Origin of the sequence: Panacibacter microcysteis (genome assembly GCF_015831355.1) — a bacterium.
GTDB lineage: Bacteria > Bacteroidota > Bacteroidia > Chitinophagales > Chitinophagaceae > Panacibacter > Panacibacter microcysteis.
This window is the reverse complement of the sequence record NZ_JADWYR010000001.1, coordinates 1554431-1573379: the sequence shown is the minus strand read 5'-3', so window position 1 is coordinate 1573379 and position 18949 is coordinate 1554431. Positions and strand designations below refer to the sequence as shown.

Genomic DNA, 18949 nt, shown 5'->3' with positions numbered 1-18949 from the left:
GAATGGATATGCAAGTTAATCGCCTAAGGTTAGTTTTTTCGTTTTTAATCATTGCTGCCGCTTTACCAATATTTACACTTGCACAGGTTAATACTGTTGACTTTGGCAAAAACAGGTTACAGTATAAGAAGTTTGACTGGAAGTTTTACCAGAGCCCAAATTTCAATGTCTATTTTAATACCGGTGGGTTAGAGTTAGCGAAGTTTGTTACACAGGTTGCCGAAGAAGAATTACCACAAATACAATCTGCGGTAGAGTATTCTATGCAGCGAAGTGCCAACATTGTTTTGTATAACAATTACGATGATTACAAAACGAGCAATATAGGTTTGGGCATAGACTGGCAAAACTCGGGTGGTGTAACAAAACTCGTCAACAATAAACTGGTTATTTATTTCGATGGTAATAAAAATACGCTGCGGCTGAACATCAGAGAAGGCATTGCAAAAATACTTACAGATAATATCCTTTTCGGTGACGATATCGGCGAGTTTGCCAGCAACCAGGCTTTGTTGGATCTGCCGCAGTGGCTGACCGATGGTTATGTGGAATACGTAGCCGAGAACTGGAGCACAGAAAGAGATGAAGCATTGAGAAATGCGATCCTCAGTGGCGAATACAATAACTTTTACCAGTTTGCTTTTGAAAAACCTACCCTCGCCGGCCACAGTTTCTGGTATTACATTGCAGAAAAATACAAACCGGAAAACGTAACATACTTTTTATACCTCGCCAGGTTATACAAGAACCTCAATTCTGCGTCTGAACGCATATGCAAAAAGAAGTTCAAAGAAGTACTTGCCGATTTTATGATCTTCCAGCAACAACGCTATGTGGAAGACATCAAACAACGCCGCAATGCACCGCGTGGCAAACTGAGTGTAATAGAAGAACTCAAAAAAGGCGAAGATTTTTATCGGTTTGCAGCTAACCCCAATGCAAAGAATAATTCATATGCAGTAGTGCAGTTCAGGAAAGGCGTTTACAGCGTAAAGTTTGTTGACAACCTGTATGAGCCACATACCATATTAAAATACGGAACAAGAACCATTGTAGGAGACATCAATCCGAACTACCCTATTCTTGCATGGGATGGTAAAGGAAGCCGCCTGCTGGTAATCTATTCAAAGGAAGGCAAAACGTTTATGTTTGTGTATGATGTTATTGCTAACATTAAAAGATTTCAGCAGGAGATCGAAGGCTTTGAACAAATTGTTGACGCCGGGTTTATGTTCGACGCCAACACGCTTATTTTTAGTGCGGTAAAAAAAGGACAGACAGACATCTTTACTTACCGGATAGATAATGGCAAAAGCAAGCAGATCACAAATGATGTGTACGACGATCTTGACCCTACACCGGTTTCTTTTCCTAATCGCAGTGGTATCATCTTTGCCTCTAACCGGCCCGGCGTTGAAACAGTGAGTTCAGACACCGTTATACCAAGCCGCAATCACTTCAATATCTTCCTGGTTGATCTTTTGAACAACAGCGACTTTAAACAAATATCCCAGCTTACCAAAGTAAAATATGGCAATGCACGCTACCCCACGCAATATAACGTTAATCACTTTACGTATGTTAATGACGAGAATGGTGTGGCAAACCGGTGGGCAGGCTTCTTTTCCACACAAAGAGATGGATTAGATACACTGTACTATGTAGGGGAAGATATTGTGCGCAACCCTATTGACAAAGTACTCGATTCAACCCTGAATGCATGGCAAAAACAGGAGCCTGACAGTGTAAGCTATCTGTCTGTGTATAAAGATTCCACCTACACCTTTCCAATAACCAATTACCAGAGCAGTTTGCTCGAAAGCCGTATAGCTGGTAATAACGGGCAGGTAAGTGAAGTAAGAAGGGAGGGGGATTTAAAATTCCTCTATAAACTGCAGGTAGATTCTGTTGCATTGCGCAAACGGAATGTAAATGCAAGACCCACAGATTATGTGAAATCTTTGCTCAGGAAAGAAAGAGTAGAAGCTGGTGCTACACAGGTACAAAAAGAAGAAACACCGGAGAACCGGCAAAATAACAACAACGGTTTCCAAAACGAATTCGAAGATGACCGTAGAGATTCATCGGGTAATATCGTTCGCAGGCAACCCTCTTTACAGCCCGCATCAGATAATGTGCTTTCAAAAACATCGCTACACAACTACCGGCTGAAATTTAATGCAGACTATATTCTTGCCGGTATTACCAACAACATACTCGTAAACCGTTACCAGCCATACCAGCAGCGGGACCCCTCGGATCAATCTCCCGTACAGCTCAATAATTCCACGAACGTAAATTTCTCTTTCCGTGTAGGTGTCAGCGATCTTATGGAAGATGTGAAGTTTATTGGTGGTATACGCTTCGGAACATCACTGTCAGATAAAGATGTATTTCTCTCTTTCCAGAATTATCGCAAAAGGCTCGACTGGGGCCTTACCTTTTATAGAAGCAACGTAACAAACTACCCATATTTCTACAATTATCAAAACCCGTTGAGTTTTTATGACAATGTGGTGGTTACAAGCCTTTACCAGGCTAATGTGGCGTTCCCGCTCAGTGAGATCAACAGCTTTCGCCTAACGGCCGGTATCCGCCGGGATAATGGCATAATCAGGCCAATATTTTTTACCGGCACACCAGATCCTGCCGCACTTGGCATAGAAGATTCTGCAGCCCACACTGCTGTATCAAGGCTAGAGTTTGTGCACGATAATTCCATCAACCCGGCAAACAATATTTGGGTTGGCAGCCGCTGGAAAATATATTTCGATTACAATGTACCTGTCGGCGGTGGCTCATCAAGAGGCCGCAATACTTTTAACCTCGGTTTCGATGCCAGGCACTATGAGAGAATCTACCGCAACTTTATCTGGGCAGTACGCGGCGCAGGCGATATGTCTTTCGGAGATGCAAAACTGCTTTATTACCTTGGTGGCGTCGATGGTTGGTTCACACCAAAGTTTACACCAAACAACCTGCCCAAAAACAACAATTACGCATTCCAGTCATTAACGCTTAATATGCGTGGCTTTAACCAAAACATTGCAAATGGTAATAATGCTTTTGTAATAAACAGTGAATTAAGGCTGCCTGTATTCAGTACTTTTATCAATAAGCCTATTAATGCAGCATTCCTGCGCAATTTCCAGCTTGTTCAATTTATAGATCTCGGCACTGCATGGGAAGGAAGCATCAAAAATATCGCCAGGCCAACAATTGTTTACAGCATACAGGATGATCCCAATAATCCCGTAACTGTTAAGCAGCGTGCGGGTGGTATCGGGCCATTGGCCGGCGGTTACGGCTTTGGTGCACGCAGCACACTACTGGGCTATTTCCTGAAAATTGATGCAGCATGGCAAATGAATGGTCTCTTCCGCGATAAGCCAAGATGGTACTTCGCCATGGGCTTCGATTTCTAAGCAGTAAAACTTTTTTTATATAAAGACCGGTTAATAGCCGGTCTTTTTTATTTGGTAGCCAGCTGTAATTTTTCATGGCATCGCCTGTTGCCACGCTCGTTTCAACGTTCCGCTTTCATGGCAGCAATGGTACGGCCTGGTGCTGTCTCACACGGTTGTGCATCAAAAATTAACGCGGTCATTTTTATGCACACTACCACTGCTCTTAAACAACAGCTTACATTTGCACATCAAGTATATATTGAAATATGAAGAAATTTTTTGTTGCTGTTATGTTGCTGCCCTTACTGGTTACGGCGCAAACAAAGAAGCAGAAAAAAGCACAGGAGAAAGCCGATAAAATAACAATAGCAAATGTTGAGGCCCATGTAAAATATCTGGCAGACGATAAACTGGAAGGCCGCCGCACCGGCACTGCAGGAGAAACCCTCGCCATGCACTACATTGCAGACCAGTTTGCAAAAAATGGTTTACAGCCTAAAGGAACCAATGGTTTTATACAGGAATTTGATATAAATGAAGGCAAACAGTTCGATGAAAAAGAAAATAGTTTTTCCATCAACGATCATCAGCTACAACTAAAAGAAGATTATTTTCCGCTGCCGTTTTCAGGCAATACCGCCATAAGTGGTATAGCTTCTCCAGGCCTCAGAGAAAAAGGAGAGCCCTGGTTTTTTGATGTAAGAGACATTGTAGCCGAAAATAAAAGCAACCCGCATTTCGACATTTACGATGCATTGCTCAAAGAAGCAAAAATAACCGCAACGAAAGGTGGCACCGCGCTGATTGTTTACAACAGTTCTGCAGAAACAGATAATATACAGTTTAACAGGAACGATAATACAGCAGCACTTTCATTGCCGGTAATTTTTATACAACATAAAGCCGCGGAAAAATACTTGGAAGATTCAACCGGTACTTATGATCTTGCTATTAAAACAAGCCTTAAGCAACAAAGCCGCAAAGCACACAATGTTGTTGGCTACCTCAATTTTAATGCACCTACCACCGTCATCATCGGTGCACATTTCGATCACCTGGGGTACGGTGAAGATGCCAATAGCCTCGACGGCCAGGGACAAATACACAATGGCGCCGATGACAACGCAAGCGGCACAGCAGCCCTGATAGAAATGACCCGCCTGCTGCAACATACAAAAGCACGTAGTAACAATTACCTGTTTATAGCCTTTTCGGGTGAAGAACTTGGTTTGTTTGGTTCAAAATATTGGTTAGAAAAACCTTCTGTGAACATTGTACCAAACTATATGCTTAACATGGATATGATAGGCCGGTACAGCCCTGATAAAAAACTGACTATTGGTGGCTATGGCACATCACCGGTGTGGGGCCAGGTGTTTAGCAATACTTCATCTGCCGATCTTGTTGTAAAATTCGACAGCAGCGGGTCCGGCCCCAGTGATCATGCTTCGTTTTACAGGAAAGATATACCGGTGCTGTTCTTTTTTACCAACAGCCATCCCGATTATCACAAGGCAACAGACGACTGGGATAAGATCAATTACAAAGGCGAAGTAGCTATCATTGATTATATCAGCAACATTATAGAAGCAACAGACACCAAAGGAAAACTTGCCTTTACCAAAACAAGAGATGCAGAAATGAAATCTGTACCGCTGCCGGTAACATTGGGTGTAATTCCGGATTATGGCTTTAGTGGCACCGGTATGCGTATAGATGGTGTTAGCAAAGGCAAAACAGGTGAGCGTATAGGCCTGCAGGCGGGCGATGTACTGTTGCAACTGGGCGAGTATAAGTTTGTAGATGTAATGACCTACATGGGTGCATTGAAGAACTTTAAAAAGGGAGATAAAACAACACTTCGCATTAAACGCGGCGATAAAGAAATGACCTTTAATGTAGAATTTCAATGAGTACAATGAAGTTAAAGCTGAACATTGATGAACTGACAGACGACTTCTTTGAAGAAACACGTTTGCTGGGCATTACGGCTACCACAAAAAGTTATCGCTTTTGCTGGACGATCAACAATATGATTGGTTTCGATTTCCGGCTTAACCCGGATATAGAAATTCATTTGCAAAAAAAAGGACGGCAGTATTTTTTTCCCGTTTACCAGTTCAATGTTCCCAGCTCTTATCTTTCGCATTATATTTATCACAACCAGTATGATGGAGAATACCTGCTGCCTGAATTTAAACACATGGATTTTCTGTGGCTGATGAAGGGCGAAATGATGGCCGATGATGATTGCCACACACTCATACAAGCCATCAGGAAAATAAATGGTGTACAACTGGTGGCAGAACTTACCAATGAACATATCAAAAACAAAGGCAATCTTGTATTCTGATATTAAGCCGCTTATACAGCTTACATACCGTGGTATTATTATTGCGCAACTTTATTAAACATCATTTTATGTGGAAGGAAGAAAAAAATACACTTTACCAGAAGTTTGAGTTTAAAGATTTTGCTGAAGCCTTTTCTTTTATGACCAGGGTTGCTTTCGCTGCTGAAAAAATGGATCATCACCCAACATGGAAGAATACATACAATACCGTAGAAATATGGCTGAGTACACACGATGCGGGTGATGTGGTTACAGATAAAGACAGAAAACTTTCTGTAAAAATTGATGCACTGGCCAAATAATATTTTGCAGCGCATTTCTTGTATGCAGTTTACTTTTTCGCTTCGGTCTTCGCACTGCTGAACAACGGTTTAAACGTACAAGAGTGCGACGCAACAGGTGCTTCATGCATGTACAGATGCCGGGCCCATCATTCTCTTACCATACCTTTTAATGTTGCAGATTTACTTATGTGCACGAAGTTTCGTTGATTTGCACATTAATGTTCTTTATGCAAACAAGTGCTATTAATGTAAGTTCTGAAATAGGAACACTGAAACGATTGCTGATACATAGCCCGGATGGTGGCATTGGAAAAGTTGTTCCGGGAAAATTTAAAGAGTGGTTATATGACGATACAGTGCATCTTGCGCAAATGCGCAGGGAGTACAACGAGTATATAAAACTGCTGTTGTATTTTCTTGATCCTGAAAAAATACCATATATACTGGAATGCGAAAAAAAACAGGCGGGACAAAAACAGGCAGATTGCTACAAGCCTGATAACCCTGCATATTTTAACAGCGATAAAGTGCTGGAAACGCAATTCCTGTTAACAGAGATACTGAAAAAAGAATCGCTGCGCCAGCGCATTATTTCTGCGGTGTGCGCATGGGAAGGGTGCAGTTTTGCCACCGAACGTTTACTGCAAACTATTACAGATGCTGCCGAGCTGGCCAAAGTTTTAATAACAGGCGTACTGCACGATAAAGACAAAAGCATTAAAGAATTTGTGTTTGCGCCGGTACCCAATTTTATTTTTACAAGAGATATTGGTATTACCATCAACGATCATTTATTATTGAGCAATGCCGCCACTGCAGCAAGGGAAAGGGAAAACCTGTTGATGAAATTCATCTCTTTCTATTACATCTTTGAAGGCAATGAAGACAAGCTGATAGAAATATCTGAATCGAGCGATTTCTTTTTGCTGGATGAAAATGAACAGAAAGATTTTAAAACATCTGTTGAAGGCGGAGATGTAATGATGATTGCGCCCAACCATTTATTAATCGGCTGCAGTGAGCGTACTACGCCATCTGCCGTTGATGAAGTGATCCACAAAATACTATTCAACAACAAAACCGGTGTGGAGAAAATTACGGTAATAAAAATACCGCGCCACCGCTCTGTGATGCACATAGATACGGTGTTTACCCACGTAAGGAAAGATACATGGGTTTTGTTTGGAAAATTTTCTGAGCGCGTAGGGCAGGAAAGAAACGATAAACAATTTGGCTATTACCGCTACTACCTGGATAAAGATTATATACCCGAACACGATAGCATAGAAATATTTCGTGTATACAAACCTTTGAACGAAACTTACCAGCCCGGCAAAGATTACACCATTGACATTAGCAATAAAGTAAAAGGCCTGGAGTCTTTATTACGCAACATCAGCATAGAAGACTTTGGCGTAAAAGAAGAAAACGTAAAAATTATTTACAGCGGCAACAATGTTTTTCCACACGATGAGCGTGAACAATGGACAGACAGCTGCAACCTGCTGGCATTGAAAGATGGCGTGGTGGTTGGCTACGACAGGAATGATGAAACCTTCAAAGCCTTTGTGGCAAACGGTTTCAGCGTTATAAAAGCAAGCGAACTGTTTAAAAAATTCGAACAAAAAGAATTAACGCCCGCAGACGTGAAAGATACTTTGATCTTACTACCTTCCGCAGAATTATCAAGAGCAAGAGGCGGTGCACATTGCATGAGTATGCCCTTGCTGAGAGAAAAAATATAATCTATGAGTTACATTGCCTCTACCATTCTTATGGTACGCCCCGCAAGCTTTGGGTTTAATGCAGAAACCGCGCAGAACAATGTGTTTCAAAAAAAATTAGACGGAACACAAAAAGACATACAACAAAAAGCTGTGGCAGAGTTTGACAAATTTGTAGCCGCACTGCGCAAAAAAGAAATTGATGTGCTTGTTTTTGATGATACCAGTAAGCCTGTAAAGCCAGATGCAATATTTCCCAACAACTGGTTCTGTACGTTGAATGATGGCACACTCGCAGTGTTCCCCATGTATGCAGCCAACAGGCGTCTTGAAAAAAATGATGAACTGCTGAAGATGCTGGTTGAAAAATACAACGTAAGAGATGTGGAAGACTGGAGTGAATATGAAGCAGAAGGCCTTTACCTGGAAGGTACCGGCAGCATGATCATAGACCAGGAACATAAAATCATTTATGCATGCATTTCGCCGCGTACCAATAAAAGCGTGCTTGAAAAATTTGCACATGCACATGGCTATAAAGCAATGCTGTTCTTTTCAAGAGACGAAAACGGAACAGACATTTACCACACCAATGTAATCATGCACCTGGGAGAAACCTATGCGGTTATCTGTCTCGAATCAATACCGGGCGAAACGGAACGCATTGCTGTTTCACAATTGCTTATTGCAACAGGGCACGAAGTTATACCCATCACGCTTAAGCAGGTGCATGCATTTGCAGGCAATATGCTACAGGTAAAAAATGCAAAAGAAGAAAAATATACCATCCTCAGCAAGTCTGCCTATAATGCGCTTACCAAAGAGCAAAAAGAGATTTTGCAAACACACAGCAATCTTCTGCCTATGGATATAACCACTATTGAAACCATTGGTGGCGGAAGTACAAGATGTATGATGGCAGAAGTGTTCCTGGACAAAAAGTAATAATTGTTTACCGGCATTTGTTTGCTATGGCATCGCCTGTTGTGTCACTCACTTGTACTTTCTGTTTGTATGGCAACAGCAGCGATCTGTTTATTCAAACAACGCAGATAAAAAAAGCAGCATCATAACAATGCTGCTTTTTCATTTCTTTCTGCTGCTGCAAACAATGCTCACCAAAAAGGTTTACCTACTATGCAATGCCCTTCAGCAACCCGTTCTTTTTATCATGCAAATGCATGATCAGTTCGCCAAATAAAGTATTGGACCATGCAAACCATTTACGCGTAAACTTAGACGGGTCATCTTTATGAAAAGATTCATGCATAAAGCCCGTACCTGCATGCGTTTTTGTAAGCCACTGCACACATTGCTTAATCTCCGCATCGTTCACGCTGGTTAAAGCACGCATGGTAATGCTCAAAGGCCAAATCATGTTCATGCCTGCGTGCGGACCACCAATGCCTTCGGCCGCAGTGCCTTTAAAGAAAAAAGGATTATAAGAGGAATGCAGTAGTTTCCTCGTACTTTGATAAACAGGGTCTGCAGTACTTACGGCGCCAAGATATGGCAACGATAAAAGGCTGGGTACATTGGCATCATCCATTAAATTATAACTGCCAAAGCCATTTACCTCGTAAGCGTAAACCTTACCCATTTGTGCATGCTGCACAACAGCATATTGCTTCAGTGCATTGCTTACTTCATTGGCCAGTTGTGTACACTCATTCGCAAATTTGTTATCGCCGCTTATTTTACTGATCATTTCTGCAGCCTGCTTTAAAGATGCCACAGCAAAGAAGTTGGCAGGCACCAGGAACGGAAATATCGTTGCATCATCGCTCGGCCTGAACATAGAACAGATAAGCCCTACCGGTTTTACCGGGTACCCATAACCGCTAAGTGGTACACCGTCTGTAGCCCATGCGGTTTTGCGCTGGAAACTATATGGACCTTCGCCGGTCTTTCGTTGTTGCTCTTTAAACGTCTTTACAATAAGTTCTACGGCCTTTATCCATTCGGTATCAAAAGGAACATCATCGCCGGTTATTTTCCAGTACTGGTAAGAAAGCCTGATAGGGTAACACAATGAATCGATCTCCCACTTTCTCTCATGAATACCGGGTTTCATGTCTGTGATGTCCGTTTCTTTCCATTCGCTTACTTTGTTTTCATCTTTATAAAATGCATTGGCATAAGGATCTTTCAGTATGCATTTGGTTTGCCGGTTTATTACGCCTGCAATCAATTGCTGTAGCTTTTCATCGTTTTTCATTAATGCCAGGTAAGGCCATACCTGCGCGCTGCTGTCGCGTAACCACATGGCATCAATATCACCTGTAATTACATAGGTGTCTGGCTTTCCATCGATCATTTCAAAATCAACAGTAGTATCCAACGTGTTTGGAAAGCAATTTTCAAACAGCCAGCCAAGTTCCTGGCCGGGTATATCTTTTTTAATACGCTGAATAGCTTCTTCCACGGCTGTGCTTGTAAATTTGCGCTCTGCCACCGGCGGCCTTTTGCTGGTAAATTCAAAACGTTTGTTTGCAAAAAGTTTATGGCTGTTTAGTAATACACCTGTACCAACAATACCTGCAGACTGAATAAAATCCCTTCTTGTTTTCATATAAAAAATATAAAAAGTATAGTTTCAAATGTAAGTACAAACTGGTTGTGGTGTTATTTAAACTTTGTGCACGTTACGCAAAATTATCTCTGGTGCCGGCTTCGTATATTTGCGCCGCATATGGCAAATCAACCAACATTACATACCATTCTCTCTCCCGGTTTATTGAATTTATACGATGTAAAAGACAGTATTGTTGTAATTATTGATGTTTTCAGGGCAACTTCAACTATTGCTACAGCATTGTATAATGGTGCAGAAAAAATAATACCTGTTGCTGCGGTAGAAGATTGTATTGCCATTGGTAAAAAGCTACAGGCAATTACTGCGGGCGAAAGGGATGGAAAAATAATTGAAGGATTACAACACGGCAATTCTCCTGCAGAATACCCTGCATCATTTATAAAAGGTAAAACGCTGGTACTTACTACAACAAATGGTACCAAGCTTTTACACATGGCGCTCGAAAGTGGCGCCGCTGAAGTGATAACGGGTTCCTTTCCTAATCTTACGGCTGTAAGCAGGCATTTGATTGCCATGAAGAAAAATGTTTTTCTTGGATGCTCTGCCTGGAAAAACAGGTTTAACCTGGAAGACACCATGTTTGCCGGTGCAGTAATCAACCGGATAAAAGACCATTTCACCATTCGCTGCGACAGCAGCCTGATGGCTGAAGACATGTACAATATGCACAAACACGACATGAACAGCTTTATACGCAAAACTACCCACTGGCACAGGCTTGCTTCCTATGGTTTGGAAAAAGATCTTGAATATTGTGTAACGCCGGATGTGGCCAATGTTTTACCACAATATAAAGATGGCGCTTTGGTTGTTGGGCAATAACTATTTGCTGAAACTGCAGCATGACTAAACCCGGAAACTGCAGCCGCCATGAAAGTGGAACCCTGAACCGAGCGTGGCAACAGGCGATGCCACAGCGCCCTGCAGCTGACTTACAAAATGCTTTTATCCATCACATTTGCAGGCGCTTAATTCGATTTTCATTTATATTGCCAACTTCATCAAAAGTTAGCACATGAGATATTGTTCTGCACGTTTAATGCTTGCCGGCTTTGTTTTGCTGGCCTCTCAAAGTTTTGCGCAGCAAAAAGAACTTACCACAGATCAGATGCTGAAAGGCAACACAAAAGGTTTGCTGAACGAATTGCCAAAAGTGGGTGGCTGGAAAGACGATGCGCATTATATTTTGTTGAAACCTTTGGGCGACAGAAAGTATGATACAGTACTGGTTGATGCAAAAACGGGAAAAGAAACGCACTATATAGCAACACCCGAAAACAAACCTGTTGTGCTGTTAAAAGAAAACGATATTGTTTTTAAAGCCGCAGATGGGGCAGAGAAAAAACTAACTGCAACAAAGGAAGAAGAAAAAAATCCAACATTATCACCAGACGGTTCTAAAATAGCGTTTACGCGCAATAACGACCTGTACGTACTGGACGTTGCAAGTGGCAAAGAAGACAGGCTTACCACAGATGGTACCGACCTTGTTTACAATGGCTGGGCAAGCTGGGTATATTATGAAGAAATCCTGGGCAGGCCAACCAGGTACAAAGCTTTCTGGTGGAACCCCGACAGTAAACGCATTGCCTATATGCGTTTTGATGATAGCCAGGTTCCTTTGTTCCCGATTGTAGGTGCTGATGGACAACATGGCTACGTGGAAAATACAAGATACCCCAAAGCTGGTGATAAAAACCCCGAAGTAAAAGTGGGTATTGTAGACATTGTCTCAAAACAGACGGTGTGGAGTGATTTTAATGCCAAAGATGATCAATATTTCGGCACACCCTTCTGGACGCCTGATGGTTCAGCGCTCTGGCTGCAATGGATGAACAGGCACCAGAATCACCTGATTGTTTATGCAATTGATCCTGCGAGTGGCAGCAAGAAACCTGTGTATGATGAACAACAGCAAACATGGGTAGACTGGCTGGAAGACATTCATTTCCTGGGTGATAATAAGGGCTATATTATACAAAGCGACAAAAGTGGCTGGATGCACCTGTACAATTACGACATGCAGGGAAACCTGTTGAAACAAATTACTGACGGCAGCTGGACGGTAAAAGACATCGTGAAAATCGATGAAGCGAAAAAGACAATCTGGTTTACGGCGCGCAAAGACAATTCTGCACGCTATGACCTTTACAAAACAAAAATGGATGGTACCGGCCTGCAACGGTTGACTTTTGGAGATTATACACACACCACTAGCCTTTCGCCCAATGGTTCTTATTTCATTACCACTTATTCGAATGTTGCTACGCCTACCAAAATGGCGCTGGTAGACATAAAAGGAAACGTAAAACAAATTGCCGACAGCAAAAATGCCGCACTGGAAGATTATAATCTTGCAAAAACAGAATTGCTGCGTGTAAGAACGTCTGATGGCAAATATGAACTGCCTGTGCTGATTACATGGCCTGCCAATATGGACAGCAGCAAAAAATATCCCGTACTCATCAGCATTTATGGCGGCCCCAATGCCGGCACTGTATTCGATGGCTGGAAAGGAATTAACCAGGCGCAGTGGTGGGCCAAAGAGGGTCTGATACAGGTAGCCATCGATCACCGGGCATCCGGCCACTTTGGAAAAACGGGGCAGAATTATATTTACAAAGACCTCGGCAACTGGGAAATAAAAGACTACAGTGATGTGGTGAAATGGCTTGATGCAAAACCCTTCATTGATAAAAACAAGATCTGCATTACCGGCTTTAGCTATGGTGGCTACACTACCTGTATGGCTTTAACAAGAGGTGCTGAATTTTTTACGCATGGTATTGCGGGCGGCAGCGTTACAGACTGGGCCTTGTACGATTCTCATTATACAGAACGATACATGGGGCTGCCATCAGAAAATGTGGAAGGTTATAAGAGCAACTCTGTTCTTACCTATGTAAAGAATTACAAAGGCAACCTTTTTATCGTGCATGGCACTATGGATGATAATGTGCACATGCAAAACAGCCTTCAGCTGATCGGCGCAATGCAGGATGCCAAAAAGGATTTCTCCATGATGTTCTACCCCGGTGGCAGGCATGGATGGGGTAACCTGAAAGAAAGATGGCAACATTTCAACAACGAAAAAACAAAATACTACTACCAGTACCTGCTGGAAAAACCGGTACCAAAAGAGATATTACAATAAATAAAAACAAACCGCAAAACGCTCATTTTGCGGTTTGTTTTTTTATCTTGGATATTTGCCGTTAATTTACCAATATCAAATATCTCTTATGTTGTATTCAATGACAGGTTATGGACGTGCAGAGCAAACAATCAATGATAAGACCTTTCTTGTAGAGATCCGTTCGCTGAATGGTAAACAATATGATATTCGTCTTACACTGCCGGGTATTATGAAAAGCTTTGAGATGGACATCCGCAGTATGTTGAATGAAGGATTGCTACGTGGCAGCATTGAATGCATTATTACCTTAAAACAAAACGGCTCTTCCAAAGCCGTTGCTATTAATACAGCGTTATTAAAAGCGTACTACGCTACCATTTCTGAAACTGCCAAAGAACTTGGCTTAGGCACCGAAAATGTACTAAGTGCACTGCTTAAACTGCCGGATGTGGTAACGCCCACTACAGAAATACTTAACGATGCAGACTGGGCGGCATTTAAAAAAGTATTGCAACAGGCCATAGACCAGTTAAACGAACACCGCAGAGATGAAGGCAAAAGCATGGAAGATGACCTGCTGGCACGCATTGCCAACATAGAATACCAGCAAAAAATAATTGCCCCGCTGGAGCCTGCAAGAAGAGAAAAAATAAAAGACGGTTTAAAGAAAGTGCTCGAAGAAAACGTGGGCAAAGAAAATTACGACCCCAACAGGCTGGAACAGGAACTGATCTATTACATAGAAAAAATAGATATCAGCGAAGAGCAGGTAAGGCTTAGCAACCACTGCGATTATTTCAGGAACGTGCTGCTCGAAAAAGAAATAAGCAAAGGCAAAAAGCTTTCATTTATTTTGCAGGAAATTGGCAGAGAGATCAATACCACCGGGTCAAAAGCATATGACGCAGACATACAAAAAAGTGTGGTGCTTATGAAAGATGAACTCGAGAAAGCAAAAGAGCAGGTACTCAATATTCTTTAATACTATTGTTTGACGACTTTGAAAAAGCTATTACTCTTCTTACTTATAGCCGTTTGCTTTTCAGCGTGCGATACGATTAACATCTACGAGAAAACAAAAGCATTTCCAAAACACGCATGGAGCAGCAAAGAAAAACTCTCGTTCAATTTTACCATTACAGATACAACAGCGCCCTATAATATTTTCGCGGTGCTGCGCCATGAAGATGCTTACCATTTTAATAACATCTGGCTCAGTGTAACAACCATTAACCCTGAAAAAAAAACAGATAATCAACGCATCGAACTTAAACTGGGTGACAATAATAAATGGTTTGGCAATGCCATGGATGATATCATTGAACAGCGCATATTGCTTACCAAATTCCCGGTTAAGCTAAAGGCCGGGGAATATACCTTTACACTACAACAGATCATGCGGGAAGACCCGCTGCCCAACATGCTTAATGCAGGCATACGCGTAGAAAAAGCTGTGCAATAATTTTTTTGATACCGGCAACGGTTTTCATGGCATCGCCTGTTGTGTCACTCACTTGTACTTTCTGTTTTTAATGGCGGCTGCAGGATTAGATTTTACCAAACGGGCGGGTTTATTACAACGCAGGAAGATATCACTTTACAATAAAAAAGAAGCAGTAGTAATACAATCACAGTTTTATGCTGTCAACGCATAATACCGGAACAAAAATTTTTTGGGGTTATGTATAAAAGCAACATATGGTTGTAATGGGTATTCAGACTGTAGCAGTACATCGATAAGTCTGGTATTATTCATCAGCACAAGAGTGCGACGCAACAGGCGATGCCATAAAAAACTACTGCCCGGCCCATCATTATTCTTCTACGTAAATTCTTTTTACACGCTGGTTAATGCCGGTGAGTATCTCGTATGGAATAGTATTGCACCATTGCGCTACCTGCTGCACCGGAATATTTTTACCAAAGATCTCCACTTCATCTCCTTCTTTTACTCCAGGTATATCGGTAACATCTATCATGGTCATATCCATAGCCACGGTACCAATTACAGGCGCTGCTTTTCCGTGTACAAAAACTTTTCCTTTCCCATAACCGAGATGTCTTCTGAAGCCGTCTGCATAACCAATGCGTATGGTAGCAATTACGGATGCACGTTCAGTTTTTCCACGGCGGTTGTAACCAATGGTATCTCCCGCAGCTACATTGCGTAGCTGTGCAATGGTTGTTTTAAGTGTGGCCACAGTTTGCAGTGATAGCTGGTGCGCATTACTGCTGTCTACACCATACAAACCAATACCAAGGCGCACCATATTATACTGCAATTCCGGCCTTCTGAAAATGGCTGCAGAATTGGAAAGGTGCATGATAAAACGATAGCCAAGTGCCTCTTTTATTAGCACGCAGCAACGTTCGTATGCCTGCGACTGTTGCGTGGTAAATGCATCATCACCCGCATCTTCGCTGGATGCAAGATGGCTAAACACTGATTGTACAACTATACGGTTGTTAGCACGCAACAAAGGCAGCAAGGCCGGCATATCTTTTTCTTCGAACCCAAGCCTGTGCATACCACTGTCGATTTTTAAATGCACAGGGTATTGCTGCAAAGCGTTCCGTTCAAGAAATTGTAAGAACAGTTGTAGTATATTGAAAGAAAATAATTCCGGTTCCAGGTTGTGTTCGGCGATTGTTTCAAAGGCAGCTTCATCTACGTTCATTACCATAATGGGTAAGTGAATACCGGCCTTTCTGAGTTCTACTCCTTCATCTGCATACGCTACTGCCAGGTAATCAATTTTATGAAATTGTAACAGGCTGGCTACTTCTGCACTGCCGCTGCCATAAGCAAAGGCTTTCACCATGCCCATAACCTTTACGCCTTTCTGTAACCTTGCTTTGTATTCATTCAGGTTATGTACCACAGCATTCAGGTTTACCTCCATCACGGTCTGGTGTACTTTTTTCTCCAGTAATGCAACGATCTTCTCAAAACCAAAAACCCTTGCGCCTTTCAGCAGCAGGGCTTCATTCCTGAAATGGTTTGCACTGAACTGACGGATGAACGAGGCTGTATCCAAGTACTGCTGTGTTACGGCCACTTTTGCTGTAAGTACATTTTTATAAGTGAGCCATTGTGTACCTATGGTAATAATTTTTTCGATATTTCTTGCATAAAGCATATCTGCAATCTCCCTGTACATGGTGTCTCCTGAAGCGCCGGGTATATCTGACATTACCACTGTCTTGCGGGCATGTTGCTGTTGCTGCAAAAGAAAATCGAGCCCAACAGAAAGTGAGGTAATATCAAAACTATAACTGTCGTTGATGACCACACAGTTGTTGATGCCGTGGAGCAACTGCAAACGCATGTCTACGGGCTGCAGCTGCAGCATACGCCGTGCTATAGTTGCTGTACTTACGCCAAGTTGAAGCAACACACAGGCGCAGGTAATCGCATTTTCGACAGAAGCATGATCGGTAAAAGGAATGGTTACCGTAAGCCTTTCCGTTTTGTAAGCAAGAATAATAACTGTATCAAACTGGTTACGCTGTACCGACGCTACAACAAAAGTGTTTGAAGCTTTATTACCCCATGTAAGCAACTTAAGCGGCGAATTAATATACTTTGCAAAGCCAACATACGCGGCCACATCTATGTCTCTGGCTATAACAACCCCGCAGTGCCTGAACAGCAATAATTTCTCCTGCAACTTTTGCGTCTCATTTTCAAAACCTTCATTGTGTGCAGCACCAAGGTTGGTAAGCACGCCGATTGTTGGCTGAATTATTTTTTCCAGCTTATCCATCTCGCCGGTTGTAGAAATCCCTGCTTCGAAAATGGCCATGTTGTGCTGCATATTCATTTGCCACACACTCAATGGCACACCTACCTGCGAGTTGTAGCTACGTGGGCTTCTTACAATATTGTAATCTGTGTTGAGTAACTGGTAGAGCCACTCTTTTACAATGGTTTTTCCGTTGCTGCCCGTAATACCAATAACCGGGTAATTGAATTGCCGGCGATGATCGGCAGCAATCGATTGTAGCGCCGCCAGGGTATCATGTACAAAAAGAAAAGAAGCACCGGCATAGTTAGTAGCGTCAAAACCATTGCGCACTACAAAACACCGTACGCCTCTTTCATAAACTTCAGGTATAAATAGATGCCCATCCCGCCGGTTGGTCTCCAGTGCAAAAAATAATGATGCAGCAGGAAAAAATATACGCCTGCTGTCAGTTACCAGATGCTCAACCACAACACCTGTATCACCGGTAACTGCCTTTGCAGAAAGTATTGCCGCAATATGATTTAAAGAATAGCGCAGGAAGAAAAGTTTTAGTAAATGTCTTTACCGCCGCCCTCATCAATCTCCTTGTTTTTGCGGTCTACAAAAATGGAGTAGAAGATAGAGCCCGATATACAAACGAGGATTACGCCCAAAGAAATAAACACCTGTATTTCTTTGCTGATCCATTCATTGATCCAGTGTTCGCCCAGCATTTTTACGCCAATAAATACAAGTACTATGGCAATACCCTGTTGCAGATAATCAAATTTATTTACAGCCCCTCTTAATAAAAAGAATAGTGAGCGCAAACCAAGCACTGCAAAAATGTTGGACGTATAAATAACCAGCTTATCTCTCGAAATGCCCATTACCGCAGGTATGGAATCGAGCGCAAAAACAAGATCGATAGATGCAAGCAATATAACCACCACGAATAATGATGTGTACATCCTTTTGCCGTTTTCAGTAATAACATATTTACCGTCTCCGTCATGGTTGGTAAGGGGCAGTATGCGTTTGAGAAAACGATAGATTTTGGTATCATGCGGGTCAAACTCTTCATCTTCATCAGCAGTAAACATTTTGTATCCTGTATACACGAGGAATGCTCCAAACAACAGCAGCACCCATTCAAACTTTTCAACAATAGCAACACCAACCGTTATAAACAATACCCTGAAGATGATCGCCATCAGAATACCGATAAGCAATACCCTGGAGTAAAATTTTTCCTTTACCTGGAAGGAGTTAAAAATAAGTATGAAAACAAAAATGTTATCAATACTAAGGCTCCACTCCATAAGGTATGCACTAATGTATTCAAGTGCTGGCTTTTGCCCTTCCTGCCACCACATAAACACAAAAAAAAGCAGCGCAAGTGCTACCCAGAAAAAGGTTTGCATAAGTGCCGCCCTTAATGTTATCTTCTGATTTTTTTTACTTAGCAGCCCAAGATCAAATACCAGGGCCAGTAATAACACTCCTCCAAAAACCAAATACACCAACTGATCTGTCGTCATGAAATATTTTTTTACAAAGGCATTTTTGTTAGCGGGCTGCATTGCTACTATTCAGCTGCGGTTGTGTCACTCACTTGTACTGTTGAATATAAGTGAGCATGGTGCAAAAGCCTGCAACTGTAATAGCCATGTTGTATGCTGACTTCTGTAAAACTTCGCTTTGCTGACTTCTGTGGCAGA

At 42.1% G+C, this 18949-nt stretch carries 13 protein-coding genes; 10 read left to right on the top strand and 3 right to left on the bottom strand.

Going from position 1 to position 18949, the window contains the following annotated elements; all coding sequences use genetic code 11:
• The first annotated feature begins 8 nt into the window (after positions 1-8).
• The 6 genes from I5907_RS06385 to ctlX all read left to right on the top strand — a co-directional run bounded on the left by I5907_RS06385 (position 9) and on the right by ctlX (position 8713).
• Positions 9-3425, top strand: a complete 3417-nt coding sequence (locus tag I5907_RS06385) for a hypothetical protein (protein WP_231401984.1) — start codon at positions 9-11, stop codon at positions 3423-3425.
• A gap of 248 nt (positions 3426-3673) precedes the next feature.
• Positions 3674-5320, top strand: a complete 1647-nt coding sequence (locus I5907_RS06380; protein WP_196989880.1) for a M28 family peptidase — start codon at positions 3674-3676, stop codon at positions 5318-5320.
• Positions 5317-5760 carry an IPExxxVDY family protein gene (locus I5907_RS06375; protein ID WP_196989879.1) on the top strand — a complete coding sequence of 148 codons (444 nt, stop codon included), beginning with the start codon at positions 5317-5319 and terminating at the stop codon, positions 5758-5760. The genes I5907_RS06380 and I5907_RS06375 overlap by 4 nt, the downstream gene beginning before the upstream one ends.
• 68 nt (positions 5761-5828) lie before the next feature.
• Positions 5829-6062, top strand: a complete 234-nt coding sequence (locus I5907_RS06370; protein ID WP_196989878.1) for a 4a-hydroxytetrahydrobiopterin dehydratase — start codon at positions 5829-5831, stop codon at positions 6060-6062.
• Positions 6063-6271: 209 nt separating this feature from the next.
• Entirely contained in the window at positions 6272-7789 is a 1518-nt protein-coding gene (locus I5907_RS06365) for an arginine deiminase family protein (RefSeq protein ID WP_196989877.1), read from the top strand.
• Between the two features lie 3 nt (positions 7790-7792).
• Positions 7793-8713 carry a citrulline utilization hydrolase CtlX gene (gene ctlX, locus I5907_RS06360; protein ID WP_196989876.1) on the top strand — a complete coding sequence of 307 codons (921 nt, stop codon included), beginning with the start codon at positions 7793-7795 and terminating at the stop codon, positions 8711-8713.
• Between the two features lie 190 nt (positions 8714-8903).
• On the opposite strand, the gene I5907_RS06355 is transcribed toward ctlX, so the two are convergent.
• The gene (locus tag I5907_RS06355; protein WP_196989875.1) at positions 8904-10340 is read right to left on the bottom strand and encodes a glycoside hydrolase family 125 protein; all 1437 of its coding nucleotides are present in this window, start codon (positions 10338-10340) and stop codon (positions 8904-8906) included.
• Between the two features lie 120 nt (positions 10341-10460).
• Between I5907_RS06355 and I5907_RS06350 the strand changes: the two genes are divergently transcribed.
• The 4 genes from I5907_RS06350 to I5907_RS06335 all read left to right on the top strand — a co-directional run bounded on the left by I5907_RS06350 (position 10461) and on the right by I5907_RS06335 (position 14962).
• Positions 10461-11186, top strand: a complete 726-nt coding sequence (locus tag I5907_RS06350) for a 2-phosphosulfolactate phosphatase (RefSeq protein WP_196989874.1) — start codon at positions 10461-10463, stop codon at positions 11184-11186.
• 193 nt (positions 11187-11379) lie between these two features.
• Positions 11380-13518, top strand: coding sequence for a S9 family peptidase (locus tag I5907_RS06345; protein WP_196989873.1), 2139 nt, complete (start codon positions 11380-11382; stop codon positions 13516-13518).
• Positions 13519-13606: 88 nt separating this feature from the next.
• Positions 13607-14482, top strand: coding sequence for a YicC/YloC family endoribonuclease (locus tag I5907_RS06340; RefSeq protein ID WP_196989872.1), 876 nt, complete (start codon positions 13607-13609; stop codon positions 14480-14482).
• 18 nt (positions 14483-14500) lie between these two features.
• Positions 14501-14962, top strand: a complete 462-nt coding sequence (locus tag I5907_RS06335; RefSeq protein ID WP_196989871.1) for a gliding motility lipoprotein GldH — start codon at positions 14501-14503, stop codon at positions 14960-14962.
• Positions 14963-15314: 352 nt separating this feature from the next.
• On the opposite strand, the gene I5907_RS06330 is transcribed toward I5907_RS06335, so the two are convergent.
• Entirely contained in the window at positions 15315-17786 is a 2472-nt protein-coding gene (locus I5907_RS06330) for a bifunctional UDP-N-acetylmuramoyl-tripeptide:D-alanyl-D-alanine ligase/alanine racemase (RefSeq protein ID WP_196991027.1), read from the bottom strand.
• 11 nt (positions 17787-17797) lie between these two features.
• A complete protein-coding gene (locus tag I5907_RS06325; RefSeq protein ID WP_196989870.1) occupies positions 17798-18769 on the bottom strand; it encodes a TerC/Alx family metal homeostasis membrane protein in 972 nt (323 codons plus the stop codon).
• Positions 18770-18949 lie beyond the last annotated feature (180 nt).